We start from the raw sequence: 16,777 nt of genomic DNA on the forward strand, positions 1-16,777 counted from the left end.
ACAATTAGATTGTATTAAGATAAAGAAAACGCCTACAAATAGGGCGCTTTAGCTTTTCTTAAGCCAAAATAGCAAAATTCCTAAAATAACTAACACTATTAAAGCTAAAGTATCTTTTAGGTGCCATTGCAAAATTCGGTATTTAGTTCGTCCATCTCCGCCTTGGTAACCACGTGCTTCCATGGCAAGAGCAAGAGCATCTGCTCGTTTAAAACTCGATGCAAAAAGCGGAATAAGGATTGGAATGATTGATTTTACCTTTTGAATCAGATTTCCTTCTCCAAAATCCACACCACGCGCTCGCTGTGCCTTCATAATACGTGTCGTATCATCCATCAAGGTTGGAACAAATCGTAGGCTTAGTGAGAGCATTAAGCCTATTTCGTGTACAGGAACCTTAAAACGAACAAAAGGCTTTAGAAGTGATTCTACAGCGTCTGCAAGGCTCAACGGTGTTGTTGTCAAAGTCAGCAAGGTTGAAAAGAAGATGATTAATACAAAACGCATAAAAATCAAAACTGCTTGGCTAAAACCGTAGCTTGTTATTTTAAGAAAACCAAATTGAAAATAGGTTTGACCACCTTGTGTAAAAAACATTTGAAACAAAGTTGTGAATAAAATAATACCAATCATTGGCTGAACACCTTTTAAGAAAAAGCTCAACTTAATCTTCGATAGCAAAACAACTATCAAGGTAAATGCAACCATAATAATGTTTGTCACCACATTATTAGCCCAGAAAACAATAACAATGTACAAAATCATTGCTAAAAGTTTGCTACGTGGATCTAAGCGATGAATCAAAGAATTTCCTGGAACATAACGTCCGAGTATTAATTTATCCATGTTTCACCACCTCTGCAAATTCTTCTATAGTAATTGGTAAACTTTCTAGCTGTAGACCACGTTTTACAAGCTGCTGAGCAAACTTGGTGATTTTTGGCACACCAAGTTGTTTGCTTTCAAGAAAATCAACATCCTGAAAAACTTCTTTAGGGTAACCAGAACGAACTAATTTTCCACCTTCAAGGACATTGACATAATCCGCATAATTAGCCACATCGTCCATCAAGTGGGTTACTAAAACGATTGTCATACCATTTTGATGCAATTCCTTAAATAAACTCATAAGCTCACGACGCCCTTTAGGATCTAAGCCTGCTGTTGGCTCATCTAAGACCAGCACCTCTGGTTCCATGGCTAAAATACCAGCAATCGCAACACGGCGCATTTGACCACCTGATAATTCAAATGGATTTTTTTCAAAAAATTCCTCACTAATGCCAACCATAGCTAGCTTTTCACGTGCTAGTTGTTCAGCTTCTTCTATGGAAACACCAAAATTTTGTGGACCAAAAGCGACATCTTTAAGAACAGTCTCCTCAAAAAGCTGGCTTTCAGGAAATTGAAAAACAAGTCCTACTTTTTTACGCACAGGTTTGATGTCTTTATTTTTAGAGTCAGCTGTAATTTTTATATCATTTACGATGACTGCGCCTTCTGTAGGCACATTAAGCCCATTTAATAGCTGCATAATCGTTGATTTACCTGAGCCAGTATGTCCAATAAAAGTGGTATAAGAGCCCTCTTTGATACTAAGATTAATGTCAAAAAGGGCACGCCCTTCAAAAGGTGTCCCTGCTTGATAAGTATAATTTACGCTTTCAAGAGTAATTCCCATAACTGATCTTCTAATTCCTTTTCCGTAAGATAATTGTTTGTAAACTCAAACCCTTTATTTTTTAAAGTAGAGATAAGTTTGGCTGAAAAAGGAATATCTAGTCCTAACGTCAATAATTCTTCTCCTCTAGCAAAGAGTTCTCGCGGTGTTGAGCTTGACTCAACTTTTCCTCTTTTCATGACTAACACACGGTCACTCAATGCAACTTCATCTAAGTCATGAGTGATAGAAATAACCGTCATATTATACTGATCACGAATCTCTTTTATCGTCTGAATCAATTCTAAACGACCTTCTGGGTCTAACATACTTGTTGCTTCGTCCAAAATAATAATATTCGGACGCATAGCAATTACTCCAGCAATCGCAACACGTTGTTTTTGTCCGCCAGAAAGACGTGACGGCTCACGATCAGCAAAGTCAGACATTCCAACTAATTGAAGTGCCTCTTTAACACGTGACTGCATTTCCTCAAGAGGAATTCCTTTATTTTCAAGTCCAAAAGCGACATCGTCCTCAACGGTTGCTCCAACAAATTGATTATCTGGATTTTGAAAAATCATTCCAATCTTCTGACGAATGTTCCACACATTTTCTTCCGTTAAAAGCTCGTTTTCAACAAAAATATCGCCTGATTCAGCGGCCAACAGCCCATCAATCAAACGAACTGTTGTTGATTTTCCTGAACCATTGTGCCCAATAATAGACAACCATTCACCTTGTTTCACGTGAAACGATAAATCATCCAAGGTGTAATTGTCCTGATTATCGTCATATTTAAATTTTAAATGTTTAACGTCAATACTATTCAATGTCATTTAAATGTATCCTTAAAAAGGAATCTTGCTCCCTTGAAGTAATCATATCCTGAATAAATGGTAAAAATCAATGCCACATAAAGTAAAAGTGTGCCAATGATTGAAAAATGGCATAGTAAGAAAATAATTGAAAACATTTGTGTAAATGTTTTGACTTTTCCAGGCATAGCAGCTGCTAAGACTGTTCCACCATTTTCAACAAGTAAAAGACGAAGTCCTGTAACGGCTAATTCACGACAAATAATGATAGCAGCAATCCAAGCAGGAACCATTTTTAATTCAACAAGCATAATAAATGCTGTCATTACCAACATTTTATCGGCTAATGGGTCAGCAAATTTACCAAAGTTAGTAACAACTTGCCATTTTCTTGCAAGATAACCATCTAAATAGTCTGTAATGCTTGCCAATGCAAAAACAATTGCAGCAACAACATGCCCTGTCAAGCTCTTCCCGAAACAAAGGATAAGAATGAAGAGCGGAATCATCACGATACGTCCTAATGTGAATAAATTAGGAATGTTTTCTTTTTTTGTAAAATCGATTTTCATTTTTCTACCTTACTGAATATTAATTGTAATATAACTTAGCGTTGTACTTGTTAATGCAGAAGTGTCAACTTCTTGTCCATCAATGGTTACTGTCACACCTTCAGTAACTCCCAAAGTAATCAAAGAACTTGTTGTTCCAGAAGGAAGAACTGCAGTATAACTTGTTGTTCCAGTTGACGAAAGAAGAGTACCAGAATCATTAGATTCTGAATTTGTCACAGACACCCAACTACTGTCTGCACCAGATAAGCTAATTTCAACAGTTAAACTATCTGTCACATTTGACAAGTTTACTGTCAAGCTATTGCCGCTTCCCTCAGTTGACATTTTCAAAGAAGTATCTTCCTCAGAAGATGATGACTCACTTGTTGAAGAAGAACTTTCTGATGATGTTGAGTCTGTCGTTGTTGAACTACTGCTATGGACAACGGAGTAGCTTTTACTTGCGTTATTGCTATCGCTTTGCAATTGATTCCAAGTCACGAAAGAAACAAAAGCTAAAATTCCCAAGGCTACCAAGCAAAGCATCACAATCGGAAGGTAAGAATTTGTTTTTTCTTTTCCTTTGTAACGGTTTGAGCGTGAGCCAATAATAAAGCTATCATCGCTAGCTGATTTTGCAATGCTAATTGTTTCATCTTGCGGCGTTTTCGCAATACTCTCAGTATTAGTAGTGGTAGATTCTACTACGTGCTCTTTTTGCTCCTCATCTGATGAATCAACTTCTTGTTCATGATATTTTTCCAACAAATCAGCGGTGTCAAGCTCAACAGCTTCGCTATATTGTTGTAAGTAAGTTTCAATCTTATCTTTAGGGATTAATTTAAATTGTTCAAGCTCCAAAGCCAAAAGATGTGGCGAAGGAATCGCTGTTTTTTCTTCAACTTCTTCTAATGTCAGGTGTTTTGCCACCCGAGCTTCTCTTAAAATCTCACCAATCGTTTGTTCTCTCATACAGGTTTCCTTTAATAAAATGTAATCAGGTCTATTATAGCAAATTTTAGAAAGTATTTCGATTTATTTTGGCAGGATTGTGAATTCTGTTGCATCAGCATGTGTTAAGAAATCATTACCGATTTTCAAGACTTCTGCAAAATCTAACGTTGCTAATAGTTTTGGAACCTCTAAATAAGTTTCATCTTTTGATAAATGATTAATAAATTGCGCTGATAAGTTATCAATAGAATCTAGGCTTTTGAAGAAATCGCCATACAATTCCTTTTTGACAATTTTAAAGTGTTCTTCTGATAAATCGTCCAAATCGCTTGATTGAGATACTTTATTCAAATATTGACGGATATTATTTGCCATCGCAATTGGTTCCAAAGTATCTAAAGAAATAATCAAAAACTGAAAATCTGGATAAACTTCAATTTCAAAACCAAAGGAATCATCAATCTGTCCACTTTCATAAAGCTGCTGATAACGTTTTGATGTCCAGCCAAGCAACATGGTAAAGAATAATCGCAACGCCAATTCTTGACGTAAAATTGAAGTTCCCTTTGGCAACTGTGCTCCTCTATAACCAATTGCCAATTTAGGTTGAGTGACATCCATTTGAATATTCTTTTTCGGCACTACCTGCTCATACACCAAACCTTGTCGTTTAACAACGTGTTTTTTACTTGCCTTTTCTTTTTGCTCTTTTTTGATTTGATTAAATAGCAAGTCCTTATCGAAATTTCCAACAAGCAACAACGTCATTTCCTGTGGGGAGTAGAAAATACTGTGATTCTCTTTTAAATCTGCCACAGAAATATTTTCAATACTTTCTTGCGTGCCAGCAATATCTTGAGCAAGGGCAGTGTTAGGATATAAATTTTCAAGAATTCCTTGATAAAGACGGTAGTCTGCATCATCTTGATACATGTCAATTTCTTGACCAATAATATCTTTTTCACGCGTAACAGAGGCTTCTGTAAAGGAGGTTTCTAATATAAACTGCTGAAGAAGTGTCACATTTTCTTCTAGATTGTCAACCGCAGAAAAATAGTAGCAAGTCTTGTCAAACGTTGTAAAGGCATTACTATTTGCTCCCGCATTAGTAAATAGCTCCGCAACATCCTGTCCATCCTCCAATTCAAACAATTTGTGCTCTAAAAAATGAGCAACCCCCTCGTTATATTTTTTGAACTGTCCATCATATGTAAACTTCGTGTCAAGAGAGCCAAAATTTACAATCATCATTCCACAACTTTCTTGAAAATCTTGTTTTGGAATCAGAAAAACTTTCAATCCATTTTCTAACTCAGCCGAGTAAATTTTTTCATTTATTTCTGAAAAAATTTGCTCCTTTAATTCTGTCATTTATTTTCCCTCCAAAAAATAAAGTGCCTGTAATTTTACTTTTCTTGTGAATTTTAAAACATCTTCTTTACTAACATTGTCAATTTTGTCAATTATCTTATCAACACTAAAATTACCTGTAAGATACTGATGATTGTAGTCACGTTCAATGATTACTCCTGGAGAATCACAAGACAATTTTAAATTGACTTTCAGCATTTTTTTCGTTTGTTTTAAAAGTGATTTAGAGAAGCGCCCCATCTTAATATCCGAAAATTGCTTATTGATTAATTGAAGTGTTTTATTTCGGTTTTTTTTGTCAATTCCAGCGTAAATATTCAGTAAACCTGTGTAAATATCGAATTGACTTCCTATGGTATATGCCAAGCCTTCTTTCTCACGTAATTCTGTAAATAGACGAGAATGAGCAAAACCTCCAAACAGCCCATTAAAGACTAGTAGTGTAAAGTATTCTTCATCTTGATAGCGTATTGGAAAATGATAACCTAGCTGTAAAACTGATTGATTAACGTCTTTAGTCTCAAATTGTTGTCTGATAACATTTGTAAATTCTTGTTGGTAGTCAAATACTAAATATTTATGACGTTCTTCAAACGGAAAACGATTAAACAACTGTAGCATACGATAATCATCAAATTCACCTAATAAAAAGATGTCCAAACGATCTTCTCGCAACATTTTTTGAAATTCCTGAAAAGCCGTGTAAGAATTTTCAGCGGCTACTAATTCGGCTGTTCCATATTTTGAAGTTTGAAAAGCAGAATCTTCATAAAAAAGTTTCTTAAGCCCCAACTCACTGCTATAAAAACTATCGTCTTTATCAGCGTTCAAATAATTAATCAAATTAGTCTGCTCGATATTAAAAAGTTTAGACTGATATTGTTCAACCGTTACAAGCGGAGAAAATAAATTTTGATAAAGAAAATCAATCATTTCTTCCAAAAGATTTTCATCTGTCATTACAAATTGATTTTTGATAAAAGCCAACTCAATGTCAACGATATGGACTAGTCCCTTGGTTGACACTTTGGTTGACAACGTTGCACCATAAAGACTAGCTAAACGCTCTCTAAAACGCTGAGCTGTTGGATATTCCGCATTGGCTGTCGCTAAAATTTGCGCGACTAAAACACGGCGAGCAACTGTCTTTTGACTAAAGTCACCAGAAAAACGAAAAGTCAGATGATTCATTTTAAATTTTTCGCTTTTGATAAGATGTAATTCAACACCCTCAACTAATTTCATTACAAATTCCTTACTAAAAAACACATTATTATCAAGATTATACCACGTTTATGTTATAATTACTTGAATTAATGTCCCATTTTTTCATTGATTGCTTTACACCTCTAAAGCCTTTTAAAATAAGGATTTTTTACAAAGTAGGTTTACATAGATATTCATAGAATTCTATAAAATGCCAACAAATTTTTAATAACAAGTTTACAAAATGATTGAAAGTGATTGACAATTCATGCGCAATACGTTGTTAAATCAATATCTTTACTTTACTGTAATCCATGGTTGACATTAGTGTAATGTCAACCAAATCAACGTTGAAAACCCTTTAGGAAAAGGGAAAAGCAAAAACGCAACGAAAAAAATGTCAACAAAAAAGCAGATTTACAGAATTTTACGAGTTCAGCAGGCAAGAAACTAGCACCCAAAAGGTGCTTTTTTAGTTTGGCTTTAGTTTGGCTGTGGTATAATATAGTTGTTCTTGATAATCTTATTTGATAACTTTTTTAGATACTGATAAACTAAATTCGTTCATGTATCGCACTTTCTGATTTTGGAGCTTTGCAACTAGCAAGGCTCTTTCTCTTGAAAATTTTTTATTCTGTGTTAAAATACTAGACGTGGATAAAGTAAAAACTCTTTTTACGTGTGATATCAACCGCTCATTTGATGAGTGGTTTTCACTTATCCACTTTTTCGAGTTTTATTTGTCACCAGTACCGTCCAAAAAGGGCGGTACCTTTCTTTTGCTCCTAGACACGTTCTACAGTCGTTAAATCAGACACAAAACATTGGTCTGGTATAATTACCCTCGGAAAGTCTTAATGATTGCTGTAGTCTATTCTACAAGCTATCTGTGAGGCTTAGAATTGATTGTGGCCCGTGAGTTGCTCTAAAGAAAACACTAACAATTCACCATTTTTATAATGTCTAACAAATTCAAGAACCCCACACTCTAATTTCAGATAAAATTAGTCTCTGACATCATCAGTTCATCATAGATGATATAATCTTTCTTATTGTGCCATTTACAATACTTCTCAATAAGAATTTGCCTTAAATATTGCTTATCAACGCTATTGATAGCTTCTGTAATTTCCTGTAGTTCCTTAAAGGCTTGTAACTGCCTTTCCAGTTTGCTATTTAACTCTACCACTTTAAGCTCAAATAGGTAGTTATCTGTTATTTTTGGTATAAGTTCTTCTCCAGCCATACGTGAATATCGTCGATACAATTTTAAAACCTCATAAGCATTTTTCTTTGTCAATTTCTTATCTATTTTCATTATCTGCCTCCTGTGCTATAATGTAAGCCGGTAGAACCTTTCTAACGCCCCTTGAAACAGACTTGTCTGCGGTAGGCGTGGGACGGCTCTACCTTTTTGTTCTATAATATATGTATTGGCACAAAGGCAAAATAAATATAGAAAATGTTATGATATTAGTAGCGTTTCATATTTACGAGGGCTTGCGTGACAGGGCTTTTTTCTACATTTACCAAATATTCGCTTTCGGACTGTGGTTTACCCATAGTCTTTTTTTGATACCTAAAAAGCGCCCCAATAGTGGAGCGCCTGCGGTCAAAGAATTGTAACTATATGAAAAAGTTTATTTAGAGTTTAAAGGTTTTGACTTTTCAACGATAAAAGAACAAACTGACCGCATGCAAGTAGGTGTAGAAAATTGTAAATGCTTCAGACATGAAAAGACATCCCCTCCTTGCTCCTTTATTCTACTACTTCCATTACAAATTGACAATATCTAAAAACGGAACGAATTCAATTGTTAGCTACCTAACAAATAGCACAACAACAAAACTCAATGCAAGTGATGACACCCCTTAAAAACCTGAAAAATTGGTCTGCGATATAAGCAAACACCTTGTGGTGGCTCTCCTTGGCACGAGATAGGGTCGGGGGTAATTTAAACACTCAGACGATATAATTTTTTATACCCCAATCACTTAAAACGTCATATAGGGTATTTTAGGGGCTAATAATAATGTGCTAGAAAAATCAAAAAGGGTTTTTCGCACGGAAGAGGGCAGCGTTGTAGAACACGAACAATGCCAAGCCCCATTAAAAATCAATGGGTATTTCCGAATAAAAAAGAAGCTATCAAAATAGCTCCCCTTAAACGTTAAGAAATTTTAATAATATTGACTGCTTGAAGTCCGCGTTTTCCTTGTTCAACGTCAAACTGAACTTTCTGACCGTCCTCTAAAGATTTAAAACCATTAGATTTAATTTGAGAAAAGTGTGCGAACACATCATCCCCAATTTCTTGAGAGATAAAGCCAAAACCTTTATCTTTATTAAACCATTTTACTGTACCTTGTACCATTGAGTTACCTCTTTTTTATATAAATTTGTAAAAATATTTAAGAGGAAAAACAAAAGATACTACCTATTACTTAAACTCCAAATCTTATTTACACTCGTTATTCTAACAGAAAAGTCACTATAAGTCAAGACTAAACTCTCATTTACCAAATTATAAAGAACCATTGAGTGATATATTTTAAATCTGCTTAGCTAATTCTGGAAGTGCTTGTCGCTTTAATCGGAACAAAGTTCTGTCAGCTACTTCGAAGAAATCTTAGATTTAATAAAAATTTTTGTTGCTACAAAAGAACATCTTTAAAACCGCTCTTTGTTCTGGGTCTTCCAATTTGTCATCTATCAAACTAACAAGAGGCTCGCGTTCAGCCATTAAACCTTCAATACGTTTTAAAAGTTTTTCTTTACGCTCCGTTTTAGTAACATAAACATCTCCAATATCTTTGGTTTGGCTTTCTGTCACTTTAGTATTTGTAAAAGAACTTTTCCTAAATAGCCCCTCTTCCAAGTATTGAATTTCATAATGAATAACTTGAATTTCCCTATCTATTTTTTTAATATTTTTTAACTTTTTATCCAATTCTTTATAATCCATAAAAAACCACATTTTTTGCAATTCACTAGTTATATTATATCACTAATTAGTAATATAATCATAGTTAGATTGTATAAACAGAAGACGGTTTTATATGAGCTGTATTTGTCATAGTCATAATTAAGGACTGTAGGTTAAAAACTATCAGTCCTTTTTCGTTATCCTCTTAGTTGCTGAACAACTTTTTCAACAAAATCAACGTCATGAATGTCAATACCGCCAACAGTGTGTGTAGGATTTTAAAAGTAGGGTGACTCACTTTCTAAAATATCTTGTTTATAATTTTCCCAAAACTCTATTAGTTCTTTACGACTCTTCCTTTTTTCAAGAAACACTACACTCTTTTGAGGGTTACTTTTAATTTGTTGTGCTGCTTTAAGTTCTCGCCGTGATTTCATTCTGTTACGTTGTAACTCACGATAGTTGTTCTTATCTTCCCACTGTTTACGCTTCTGACCTCTTTCTATCCGCCTACAATGAGCACTACAATAACAAGCATTTCTTGTATGGCTTATAAAGGCTTGTCCACATACTAACACATTTTATTTGGATTTCTGCCATGATACATCTCCTATAAAAGTTATAACGCGAGAAAAAATGTACAGTGACGGCTTGAACCTTGGCAATGAAGGCGGAGGAGGTCCCATGCCCCACTTAAAATAAATTTTTTTATGTTTCTTTAAAACCTTGATACTCATTATCACTGTCTACAGACTTGAATAAGTCATTTTATTTAACTTTTGATCTGTCATGGTCTGTCTCCTTAATTATAATATCGTCCCTGTGATTGAATATAAGACCCATACCGTTCTTTAACATGGTTGTCAGGTATTTTCCTTAACTTCTTTTAGAGCTTCTACAGACTTGATTTTAGCTATTTCAATGCCAATTAGAATAAGAATAACCATAATAAGCAACTGCGCCTATATCGGTAAATTAATTTCTTGGTATATCATGCTTTAACCTCTTCTTTTCTACTTTTTGCTGGTAAACCATTAACCTCTCTGTAAACAATATCAGTTGTAATCTCATAACCTAACGCGTTCCAAGCCTGCTCAAAGGTTTCTGCCCAATCTGTATAAATGTTGTGGTACGTAACCATTACACTAGCAACGATCACCCAAGCCGTTGATTGGGCGTACATTGCTTTGAAAAATTCCTCTGCTCTTTTTTTGGTTTCATCTCGTTTTTTAAAGACCGCTTTTTGTTCATCTGTATAATGGTCTAAGCTAAATGGATTTGCCTTGTTTTCTACGCATTTAAATTTCATAGTTATTTTTCCTTGTCGCCTTTTAATGTTTTTTCTTGTATACTTCCTTGTTAGTTTTAAGAGTTCTCGCTCTCTGTCTGGGTAAAATACTTAAAATCTGCTATAATAGACACATAAAACCTTTTTAATAATGACTTGCCTGCCTATTTATTTAAAATGGTTATTGTGTTTCATTTCTTTTGTCCTGGCTGATTCAAGCCAGTCCCTATGGAGATTTCGCGATGTATGTCGACCCAATCATCTCCATCGGGATCACCCTATTCTTTATCCAGCTTTCGATAAAAGAGTTGAAAGCAGCGATTTTAGAATTGACTTTTTCTACTTCAAAAGAAGAACTGCGAGAAACGATCATGACAATCGTTGAAAAAGAATTGCGCGCAGAAGAAGTGGTGAACTTTGTGTTACGTACCGCTAAAGTCGGTAATCAAGTTATTGTGGAATTAGATGTAGTGATTTTACCTGCAACTCCTCTCGATACAGTAGGGCGGCAAGATACCTTGCGAGAACGATTAAATCGAGCAATCAGCCAACAGATTTCCGGTTATTTCCTCTGGCTAAACATAAATTTTGTCGGAGACATCAAATGGGCGTTATAGTGAGGAGTAAGAATAGCTGTTAGGCGGTCGATGACGGAATCAACTTGTAAAAATGACAGAGAAAAGAGGAAACAAATGACAATTCTGAAAACTTATGGAAAAATTACCGCAGCACTTTTTTTGCTAGCGGCAAGCATCAATTTATTTTTAGGCCCGCATCATGTGGCAGCTGGCGGTACCAGCGGAATCGGTATTTTATTAGAGTCAGCACTCGGTTGGGATCGAGCAGCTGTTATTATGGTGTTGAATATTTTTATGCTTATTCTGGCCTATGCTTTCTTAGGGAAGGGGACTTTTTTGAAAGTCCTCTATGGTAGTTTTGCTTTTCCAGTAGCAATTGCCTTAGTCCCAGAATATATGGTTACCAAAGACCGACTGCTTTCCGTGATATTTGGCAGTGCAATTTTTGCTTTAGGAGTAGCGATTTTGTACAAAAATCAGTCTTCCAGCGGCGGTACAACGATTCCACCGCTGATTTTCAAGAAATACTTTAATTTGAATCCAGCGATTGGCTTGCTAGCGACCGATGCGATTGTGGTCTCCATGAACTTGTTCGTTTTCGGGTTTGAAGAATTCTTGTTTGCGATATTATCGATCGTGATCACCTCTGGTGTGATGACCTACATTGAAACGGGCTTTAACCGGAAGAAATCCATCATGATCTTAAGTGAGAACCACGTGAATGAGATTCGAGAAGCGGTCTTTGATAAAACAGCTCGTGGTGCCACTCTATTGGCTGCCCAAGGCGGTTACCGGCAAGCCGACAAGCAAGTGTTGCTGATCGTGGCCAGCGACCAAGAGTTTATACAGATCAGACAAATCATTGAGACCATTGACCCAAAAGCGTTTGTGATCGTCAATAATGTCTCAGAAGTACTGGGGCAAGGCTTTAGTTATCACCCAATCGAATGAGCGTATTCTCGCATGTTCAGCGTATGAAACCACCCTCGTCAAGTAGGCTATCTACTCGAAGAGGGTGGTTTTTAGGGTCCATGATTTTCAAATAGCTTTACTCTGTAAAGTAATCGGGAAAGGCCTTTTCCACAAAAATTAAATCGTTATCAATGACATCAATGTGTTGTCCGACCAAGGGAGCAATTTTGGCTTGGTCTTTTTCTTTTAAAGTGGCTAAGATTTCTTCGTGATCCCGCAAAATAATTTCCCAAGACAATTCCTACACCTCTAAACGTAAGAAGCGGAAGCGATTTAAAGGCAGATTGATCGTTTGTAGCCAATTCCAGACATTTTCTTTGTCGGCGATTTTATAAATCAACTGATGGAGGGCCTCGTCGAGTTGGAAAAACTCGATTTCATCCTTCAATTGGGCATAGGTCCGCTGCAAAATAACGAGTTTTTCTAGTTCTTTCAGCTGTTCTTCTGTAACGGCTTGGCAGGTAGCTACGAATACTTCTTTTTCAAGCGTCTCTCTGACAAAACGAGCTTCTTCAATTTGTTTGATACTGATTTTAGAAATATAGGTGCCGCTTTGGGGAACGACATGGATCAGTGCTTCACGGCGCAGACGAATAATTGCTTCACAGATCGGCGTCCTGCCAATGGTTAGCCGTTGCTCCAATTCCTTTTCAGATATTTTTTGACCGGGAATCAGTTTGGCGGTTAAGATCAACTCTTTGATTGATTCATAAGCTTGTGATTAAAAATTTGTAGGGTTCAACATAAACGCTTCTTTCTGTATCAGGCATTCAATTACCTTCTAAAGAAAAACTCTGAAGGAAGGTACCTAGGGATAGTTTTGAGTAATAAAACTAATATATAAGTTGAATAACCTTTTGTAAAGGCTTGCAATTCAGAATAGAATGAACTGGAATAATAATATATCAGTTTCAAGAAAAAGTAGGATGTTTGATTTTGCTGCCTTGAAGCAGGCAGGAGTTACGATGCCGATCGTTCCCAAAGAAGTGACGGATCAATCAGATACTCAGTTTCAATGGCTACACTTTGGTGGGGGAAATTTGTATCGGGCATTTCACGCAGAGGTTACCCAAACGTTGATCGATCAACAAGCGCTGACAAAAGGAATCGTCGTTTGTGAAACCTTTGATGAACAGGTGATTGATCAAGTATATGCCCCTTACGAGAATGATATTTTAGAAGTGATCATGCACGAAGGGGGACGGTTGGAGAAAAAATTGCTCCAGTCAACGGCAGCTAGTTATTATTGCCATCCTTCCCATGCTGCGAGTTATGAGCAAATACGCAAAGTATTTCGTGAGCCGTCACTACAGTTGGTTACCGTAACGATCACAGAAAAAGGCTATGGGAAAAAGACTATGGCTTAAAAGACAGTCAGGGGAATTTTTTTACCTGTCGTCCAAGCGGATTTCGCTGCGGGTCCTCATCAGGTCAACCATACAATGAGCATTTTGGCTAGCTTTTTATGGGATCGTCTTCAATCAGGGGCTCTTCCGATCGCCATGGTCTCCACCGATAATTTTTCGCAAAATGGGATCCGTTTCCAAACGGCGATGGTCACCATCGCAAAAGAGTGGCAAAAGCTGGGGCATAGCAATATTACAATGACTCTAGACAATTATATCCACTTATCAAAAGAGAAAGAAAAAGAAGCGGTCTTTTACTGTGAAAAAGCTCTTAAAAATTTATAAATGTCAACATAACCAAAAAAGAGAGGTGTAAAGACACCTAAAAAAACCTTATTAAATAAACGTTTATAAGCTTTATAAATTAAAATATGTTATAATTACTTGAATTATAAAATGGAGAAAACAATGGAATACAAATTATTTGATGACTATATCACATTACAAGCATTACTAAAAGAACTTGGTATTATCCAAAGTGGTGGGGCTATAAAAGGGTATTTAGCAGAAACAACTATTCTCTTTAATAGTCAAGATGAAAAACGTCGTGGCAAAAAAATTCGTATCGGCGATATCATCACCATTCCCGAAGAAAATGTTGAGATTCAGATTGTCGAACCAACATCAGCTGAAAAACAAGAGCACCTAGAAGCAATTGCTGAAAAAGAACGTGTCGCTGCTATTGTCAAAGAGCTCAATCAAAAAAATAAAAAAGTTAAAAAACAAAATCAAGGAAAAACAAAACAAATAAATGAACGTAAACCCGTTCGTTTTCCAGGAACTTAAGCATGTGGATTCAAAAAATAACGTTAAAAAATTATCGTAACTATCTGACTAGTGAGCTTGAATTTTCTCCTGGACTTAATGTTTTCATCGGAAAAAATGCTCAAGGAAAAACAAATTTCTTAGAAGCAATTTATTTCCTTTCTCTCACCCGCAGCCACCGCACACGGACAGACAAAGAGTTGATTCATTTTGATGCCAAAGAACTTCTGGTTTCTGGTATTTTACAACGTTCAAGTGGTACTGTTCCTTTAGATATTAGTCTTTCAAGTAAGGGACGTGTTACAAAAGTCAATCATCTAAAACAAGCTAAGTTATCAGACTATATTGGTGTAATGACCATTGTTCTTTTTGCACCTGAAGATTTACAACTCATCAAAGGCGCTCCAAGCCTTCGTCGAAAATTTATTGACATTGATTTAGGGCAAATAAAGCCGATTTATTTAGCTGATTTGTCTAATTATAACCACGTGCTAAAACAGCGTAATACTTATCTTAAAACGGCTGAAAAAGTTGATACTGATTTTTTAGCTGTGGTTGACGAGCAATTAGCTGATTTTGGTAGCCGTGTCATGGAACATCGTTTAGATTTCATTTCTAATTTAGAAAAAGAAGCCGACCGCTATCATTATGCCATTTCAAACGGTATTGAACATCTTAGTATCCATTATCTATCATCTGTTTTCTTCCAAGAAAAGGATGACATTAAGCCAATTTTCTTAAAAGCTTTACAAAAAAATCATCAGCGTGATATTTTCAAAAAGAATACAAGTGTTGGTCCCCACCGTGATGATTTAGAATTTTTCATCAATGATATGCCAGCAAATTTTGGCAGCCAAGGTCAGCACCGTAGCCTAATCTTATCACTAAAAATGGCTGAAATTGAGTTAATAAAAACAGTAACTGGTGATTATCCTATTTTACTTTTAGATGATGTCATGAGCGAGCTTGATAATTACAGACAAACCGAACTCTTAAAAATGATTATTAATAAAAACGTTCAAACCTTCATTACAACAACAAGCCTCGACCACCTATCACAGCTTCCGGACGAGTTAAAAATCTTTACAGTTAATCAAGGTAACATTCAAGAAAATTAAAAAAGCTGGCGTTTGCCAGCTTTTTGTTGTGTTTACAGATAAGTTGACAACATTGTCAACGATTAATAAGATTTGACAACTCCTAGTAAAACAGCACCAAGAACAAAACAAGCAATACCAATTGCCAACCAACGTGTTTCTTTACGTGTTTTTGTTTCACCAAGGAAAAGAATACCACCCATGATAGAAATAACAACACCTAATTGTGAGAAGCTAAAAGCAATGGCTAAACCAGCTTTAGCAGCAGCTAATAGCATGAAGATATTACCAACACCCCACATCAAACCAACGATGGCATTTTTGATAACAACTGTTTCAAATTTAACGTTGAATTTCATGAACATCATTGCTCCAATAACCATACCAACAGCCATTGGGAAGATAACTGCCAACGCATCAAATTTCATGATGTTGTTGAATAAGATTGTGTAAGAAAGGTAACCAACAGTAGAATAAGTTAAAGCACGGAAACCTTTCCCAAAATCAGTCAATTTATTCGTTTCAACTTTTTCAGTATCTTGCTTACTTGTAAAATAAAAACCAATAACAAGCAAAATTAAAGCAATGATACCAAGAGTATATTGAACAGGTTTACTCCATTCACCAAAAACGATTGCACCAATTAAGCTACCGAAAACTAATTGAGCACCACTTGATAATGGATTCCCCACAGAAACACCCATGTATTGCATAGCACGGAATTGACCATTTTGTCCCATGGACCAAAGCATACCACCAATAATTCCAAATACCCAGAGTGATACTGACATTTCTGGTTGGACAAATAACCAAACGACAAAAGCAAATAAAAGTGCTCCAATAGTCATTCCTAATGTTTGTTGATCTGGTTTACCACCAATTTTATTGCTGACAAAACCAATACTTCCCCATGCAATCATGGGAATCAATGCATATAAAATACCTTGCATTTTTTCTCCTTTACAGTATGTTTTACAGCTAAGTAAATAAGGTTTACACTGTTGTAAATATAAAATTAATCGTTCATTTATATATGAAAACGCTTTTTCAAAAAATAAAAGAAATTTTTATTTTCAAAACGAACACAACTGTATATTTTATCACAATTACTATCACTTTGTAAAGGTTATCAAAAAATCCCTGACAGGCATAAGCCCATCAGAGATTTTTTTGATTAATTA

General features: G+C 35.7%; 19 protein-coding genes and 2 pseudogenes. 6 read left to right on the plus strand and 15 right to left on the minus strand.

From position 1 onward, the window contains the following. Positions 1 to 48: 48 nt before the first annotated feature. The 11 genes from SMA_RS10390 to SMA_RS10445 all read right to left on the minus strand — a co-directional run bounded on the left by SMA_RS10390 (position 49) and on the right by SMA_RS10445 (position 10,799). Positions 49 to 846 (minus strand): energy-coupling factor transporter transmembrane component T family protein, encoded by a 798-nt coding sequence (locus tag SMA_RS10390; protein ID WP_014295491.1) that lies wholly within the window; start codon positions 844 to 846, stop codon positions 49 to 51. Then, the gene (locus SMA_RS10395; protein ID WP_014295492.1) at positions 839 to 1,681 is read right to left on the minus strand and encodes an energy-coupling factor ABC transporter ATP-binding protein; all 843 of its coding nucleotides are present in this window, start codon (positions 1,679 to 1,681) and stop codon (positions 839 to 841) included. Before SMA_RS10395 ends, SMA_RS10390 begins: the two co-directional genes overlap by 8 nt. After that, positions 1,657 to 2,499, minus strand: coding sequence for an energy-coupling factor ABC transporter ATP-binding protein (locus SMA_RS10400; protein WP_014295493.1), 843 nt, complete (start codon positions 2,497 to 2,499; stop codon positions 1,657 to 1,659). The genes SMA_RS10395 and SMA_RS10400 overlap by 25 nt, the downstream gene beginning before the upstream one ends. Beyond that, positions 2,496 to 3,050 carry a CDP-diacylglycerol--glycerol-3-phosphate 3-phosphatidyltransferase gene (gene pgsA / locus SMA_RS10405; protein ID WP_014295494.1) on the minus strand — a complete coding sequence of 185 codons (555 nt, stop codon included), beginning with the start codon at positions 3,048 to 3,050 and terminating at the stop codon, positions 2,496 to 2,498. Before pgsA ends, SMA_RS10400 begins: the two co-directional genes overlap by 4 nt. Positions 3,051 to 3,059: 9 nt before the next feature. Beyond that, positions 3,060 to 4,004: a helix-turn-helix domain-containing protein gene (locus tag SMA_RS10410; RefSeq protein WP_014295495.1), complete on the minus strand. Its 945-nt coding sequence runs from the start codon at positions 4,002 to 4,004 to the stop codon at positions 3,060 to 3,062. 63 nt (positions 4,005 to 4,067) lie between these two features. Further along, a complete protein-coding gene (gene yfmH / locus SMA_RS10415) occupies positions 4,068 to 5,357 on the minus strand; it encodes an EF-P 5-aminopentanol modification-associated protein YfmH (protein WP_014295496.1) in 1,290 nt (429 codons plus the stop codon). Next, on the minus strand, positions 5,358 to 6,602 hold the full coding sequence (gene yfmF, locus SMA_RS10420) for an EF-P 5-aminopentanol modification-associated protein YfmF (protein ID WP_014295497.1): 1,245 nt from the start codon (positions 6,600 to 6,602) through the stop codon (positions 5,358 to 5,360). Between the two features lie 955 nt (positions 6,603 to 7,557). Beyond that, the gene (locus SMA_RS10425) at positions 7,558 to 7,881 is read right to left on the minus strand and encodes an ArpU family phage packaging/lysis transcriptional regulator (protein WP_014295498.1); all 324 of its coding nucleotides are present in this window, start codon (positions 7,879 to 7,881) and stop codon (positions 7,558 to 7,560) included. A gap of 853 nt (positions 7,882 to 8,734) precedes the next feature. Beyond that, positions 8,735 to 8,938, minus strand: a complete 204-nt coding sequence (locus SMA_RS10430; protein WP_014295499.1) for a cold-shock protein — start codon at positions 8,936 to 8,938, stop codon at positions 8,735 to 8,737. Positions 8,939 to 9,199: 261 nt separating this feature from the next. After that, positions 9,200 to 9,529 (minus strand): DUF1492 domain-containing protein, encoded by a 330-nt coding sequence (locus SMA_RS10435; RefSeq protein ID WP_014295500.1) that lies wholly within the window; start codon positions 9,527 to 9,529, stop codon positions 9,200 to 9,202. A gap of 952 nt (positions 9,530 to 10,481) precedes the next feature. Further along, positions 10,482 to 10,799: a hypothetical protein gene (locus tag SMA_RS10445; protein ID WP_014295502.1), complete on the minus strand. Its 318-nt coding sequence runs from the start codon at positions 10,797 to 10,799 to the stop codon at positions 10,482 to 10,484. 221 nt (positions 10,800 to 11,020) lie between these two features. On the opposite strand from SMA_RS10445, the gene SMA_RS10450 reads away from it, so the two are divergent. Further along, a complete protein-coding gene (locus SMA_RS10450; RefSeq protein ID WP_223246342.1) occupies positions 11,021 to 11,395 on the plus strand; it encodes a hypothetical protein in 375 nt (124 codons plus the stop codon). A gap of 75 nt (positions 11,396 to 11,470) precedes the next feature. Then, positions 11,471 to 12,307: a YitT family protein gene (locus SMA_RS10455; protein ID WP_014295503.1), complete on the plus strand. Its 837-nt coding sequence runs from the start codon at positions 11,471 to 11,473 to the stop codon at positions 12,305 to 12,307. Between the two features lie 97 nt (positions 12,308 to 12,404). On the opposite strand, the gene SMA_RS12325 is transcribed toward SMA_RS10455, so the two are convergent. The 3 genes and pseudogenes from SMA_RS12325 to SMA_RS12335 form a co-directional block, all read right to left on the minus strand. Then, on the minus strand, positions 12,405 to 12,566 hold the full coding sequence (locus tag SMA_RS12325) for a hypothetical protein (protein ID WP_229024997.1): 162 nt from the start codon (positions 12,564 to 12,566) through the stop codon (positions 12,405 to 12,407). Positions 12,567 to 12,569: 3 nt separating this feature from the next. Further along, complete coding sequence (locus tag SMA_RS12330) at positions 12,570 to 12,902, minus strand: FCD domain-containing protein (RefSeq protein ID WP_257646470.1); 333 nt, start codon at positions 12,900 to 12,902, stop codon at positions 12,570 to 12,572. Continuing rightward, a pseudogene (locus SMA_RS12335) lies at positions 12,879 to 13,034 on the minus strand (GntR family transcriptional regulator); the annotation flags it as partial. The gene SMA_RS12330 and the pseudogene SMA_RS12335, both read right to left, overlap by 24 nt. 220 nt (positions 13,035 to 13,254) lie before the next feature. Between SMA_RS12335 and SMA_RS10465 the strand changes: the two are divergent. The 4 genes and pseudogenes from SMA_RS10465 (at position 13,255) to recF (ending at position 15,617) form a co-directional block, all read left to right on the plus strand. After that, on the plus strand, positions 13,255 to 13,695 hold the full coding sequence (locus SMA_RS10465; RefSeq protein WP_223246343.1) for a hypothetical protein: 441 nt from the start codon (positions 13,255 to 13,257) through the stop codon (positions 13,693 to 13,695). Positions 13,696 to 13,896: 201 nt separating this feature from the next. Next, a pseudogene (locus tag SMA_RS11730) lies at positions 13,897 to 14,019 on the plus strand (tyrosine-type recombinase/integrase); the annotation flags it as partial. A gap of 123 nt (positions 14,020 to 14,142) precedes the next feature. After that, positions 14,143 to 14,520, plus strand: a complete 378-nt coding sequence (gene yaaA, locus SMA_RS10470) for a S4 domain-containing protein YaaA (protein WP_014295504.1) — start codon at positions 14,143 to 14,145, stop codon at positions 14,518 to 14,520. 2 nt (positions 14,521 to 14,522) lie between these two features. Next, positions 14,523 to 15,617 carry a DNA replication/repair protein RecF gene (gene recF, locus SMA_RS10475; protein ID WP_014295505.1) on the plus strand — a complete coding sequence of 365 codons (1,095 nt, stop codon included), beginning with the start codon at positions 14,523 to 14,525 and terminating at the stop codon, positions 15,615 to 15,617. Positions 15,618 to 15,679: 62 nt separating this feature from the next. On the opposite strand, the gene SMA_RS10480 is transcribed toward recF, so the two are convergent. Then, positions 15,680 to 16,546 (minus strand): GRP family sugar transporter, encoded by an 867-nt coding sequence (locus SMA_RS10480; protein ID WP_014295506.1) that lies wholly within the window; start codon positions 16,544 to 16,546, stop codon positions 15,680 to 15,682. Positions 16,547 to 16,777: the final 231 nt, after the last annotated feature.

This window comes from Streptococcus macedonicus ACA-DC 198, from assembly GCA_000283635.1.
Lineage (GTDB): Bacteria > Bacillota > Bacilli > Lactobacillales > Streptococcaceae > Streptococcus > Streptococcus macedonicus.

Excerpts from the sequence above, each read along its gene's own strand:
- SMA_RS10425 (WP_014295498.1), bottom strand. The coding sequence starts at position 7,881 with ATGAAAATAGATAAGAAATTGACAAAGAAAAATGCTTATGAGGTTTTA.
- SMA_RS10455 (WP_014295503.1), top strand. The coding sequence starts at position 11,471 with ATGACAATTCTGAAAACTTATGGAAAAATTACCGCAGCACTTTTTTTG.
- SMA_RS10480 (WP_014295506.1), bottom strand. The coding sequence starts at position 16,546 with ATGCAAGGTATTTTATATGCATTGATTCCCATGATTGCATGGGGAAGT.
- SMA_RS10390 (WP_014295491.1), bottom strand. The coding sequence starts at position 846 with ATGGATAAATTAATACTCGGACGTTATGTTCCAGGAAATTCTTTGATT.
- yaaA (WP_014295504.1), top strand. The coding sequence starts at position 14,143 with ATGGAATACAAATTATTTGATGACTATATCACATTACAAGCATTACTA.
- yfmH (WP_014295496.1), bottom strand. The coding sequence starts at position 5,357 with ATGACAGAATTAAAGGAGCAAATTTTTTCAGAAATAAATGAAAAAATT.
- SMA_RS10395 (WP_014295492.1), bottom strand. The coding sequence starts at position 1,681 with ATGGGAATTACTCTTGAAAGCGTAAATTATACTTATCAAGCAGGGACA.
- pgsA (WP_014295494.1), bottom strand. The coding sequence starts at position 3,050 with ATGAAAATCGATTTTACAAAAAAAGAAAACATTCCTAATTTATTCACA.
- SMA_RS10445 (WP_014295502.1), bottom strand. The coding sequence starts at position 10,799 with ATGAAATTTAAATGCGTAGAAAACAAGGCAAATCCATTTAGCTTAGAC.
- SMA_RS10435 (WP_014295500.1), bottom strand. The coding sequence starts at position 9,529 with ATGGATTATAAAGAATTGGATAAAAAGTTAAAAAATATTAAAAAAATA.
- SMA_RS10465 (WP_223246343.1), top strand. The coding sequence starts at position 13,255 with ATGTTTGATTTTGCTGCCTTGAAGCAGGCAGGAGTTACGATGCCGATC.
- SMA_RS10410 (WP_014295495.1), bottom strand. The coding sequence starts at position 4,004 with ATGAGAGAACAAACGATTGGTGAGATTTTAAGAGAAGCTCGGGTGGCA.
- SMA_RS10400 (WP_014295493.1), bottom strand. The coding sequence starts at position 2,499 with ATGACATTGAATAGTATTGACGTTAAACATTTAAAATTTAAATATGAC.
- SMA_RS10450 (WP_223246342.1), top strand. The coding sequence starts at position 11,021 with ATGTATGTCGACCCAATCATCTCCATCGGGATCACCCTATTCTTTATC.
- SMA_RS10430 (WP_014295499.1), bottom strand. The coding sequence starts at position 8,938 with ATGGTACAAGGTACAGTAAAATGGTTTAATAAAGATAAAGGTTTTGGC.
- recF (WP_014295505.1), top strand. The coding sequence starts at position 14,523 with ATGTGGATTCAAAAAATAACGTTAAAAAATTATCGTAACTATCTGACT.
- yfmF (WP_014295497.1), bottom strand. The coding sequence starts at position 6,602 with ATGAAATTAGTTGAGGGTGTTGAATTACATCTTATCAAAAGCGAAAAA.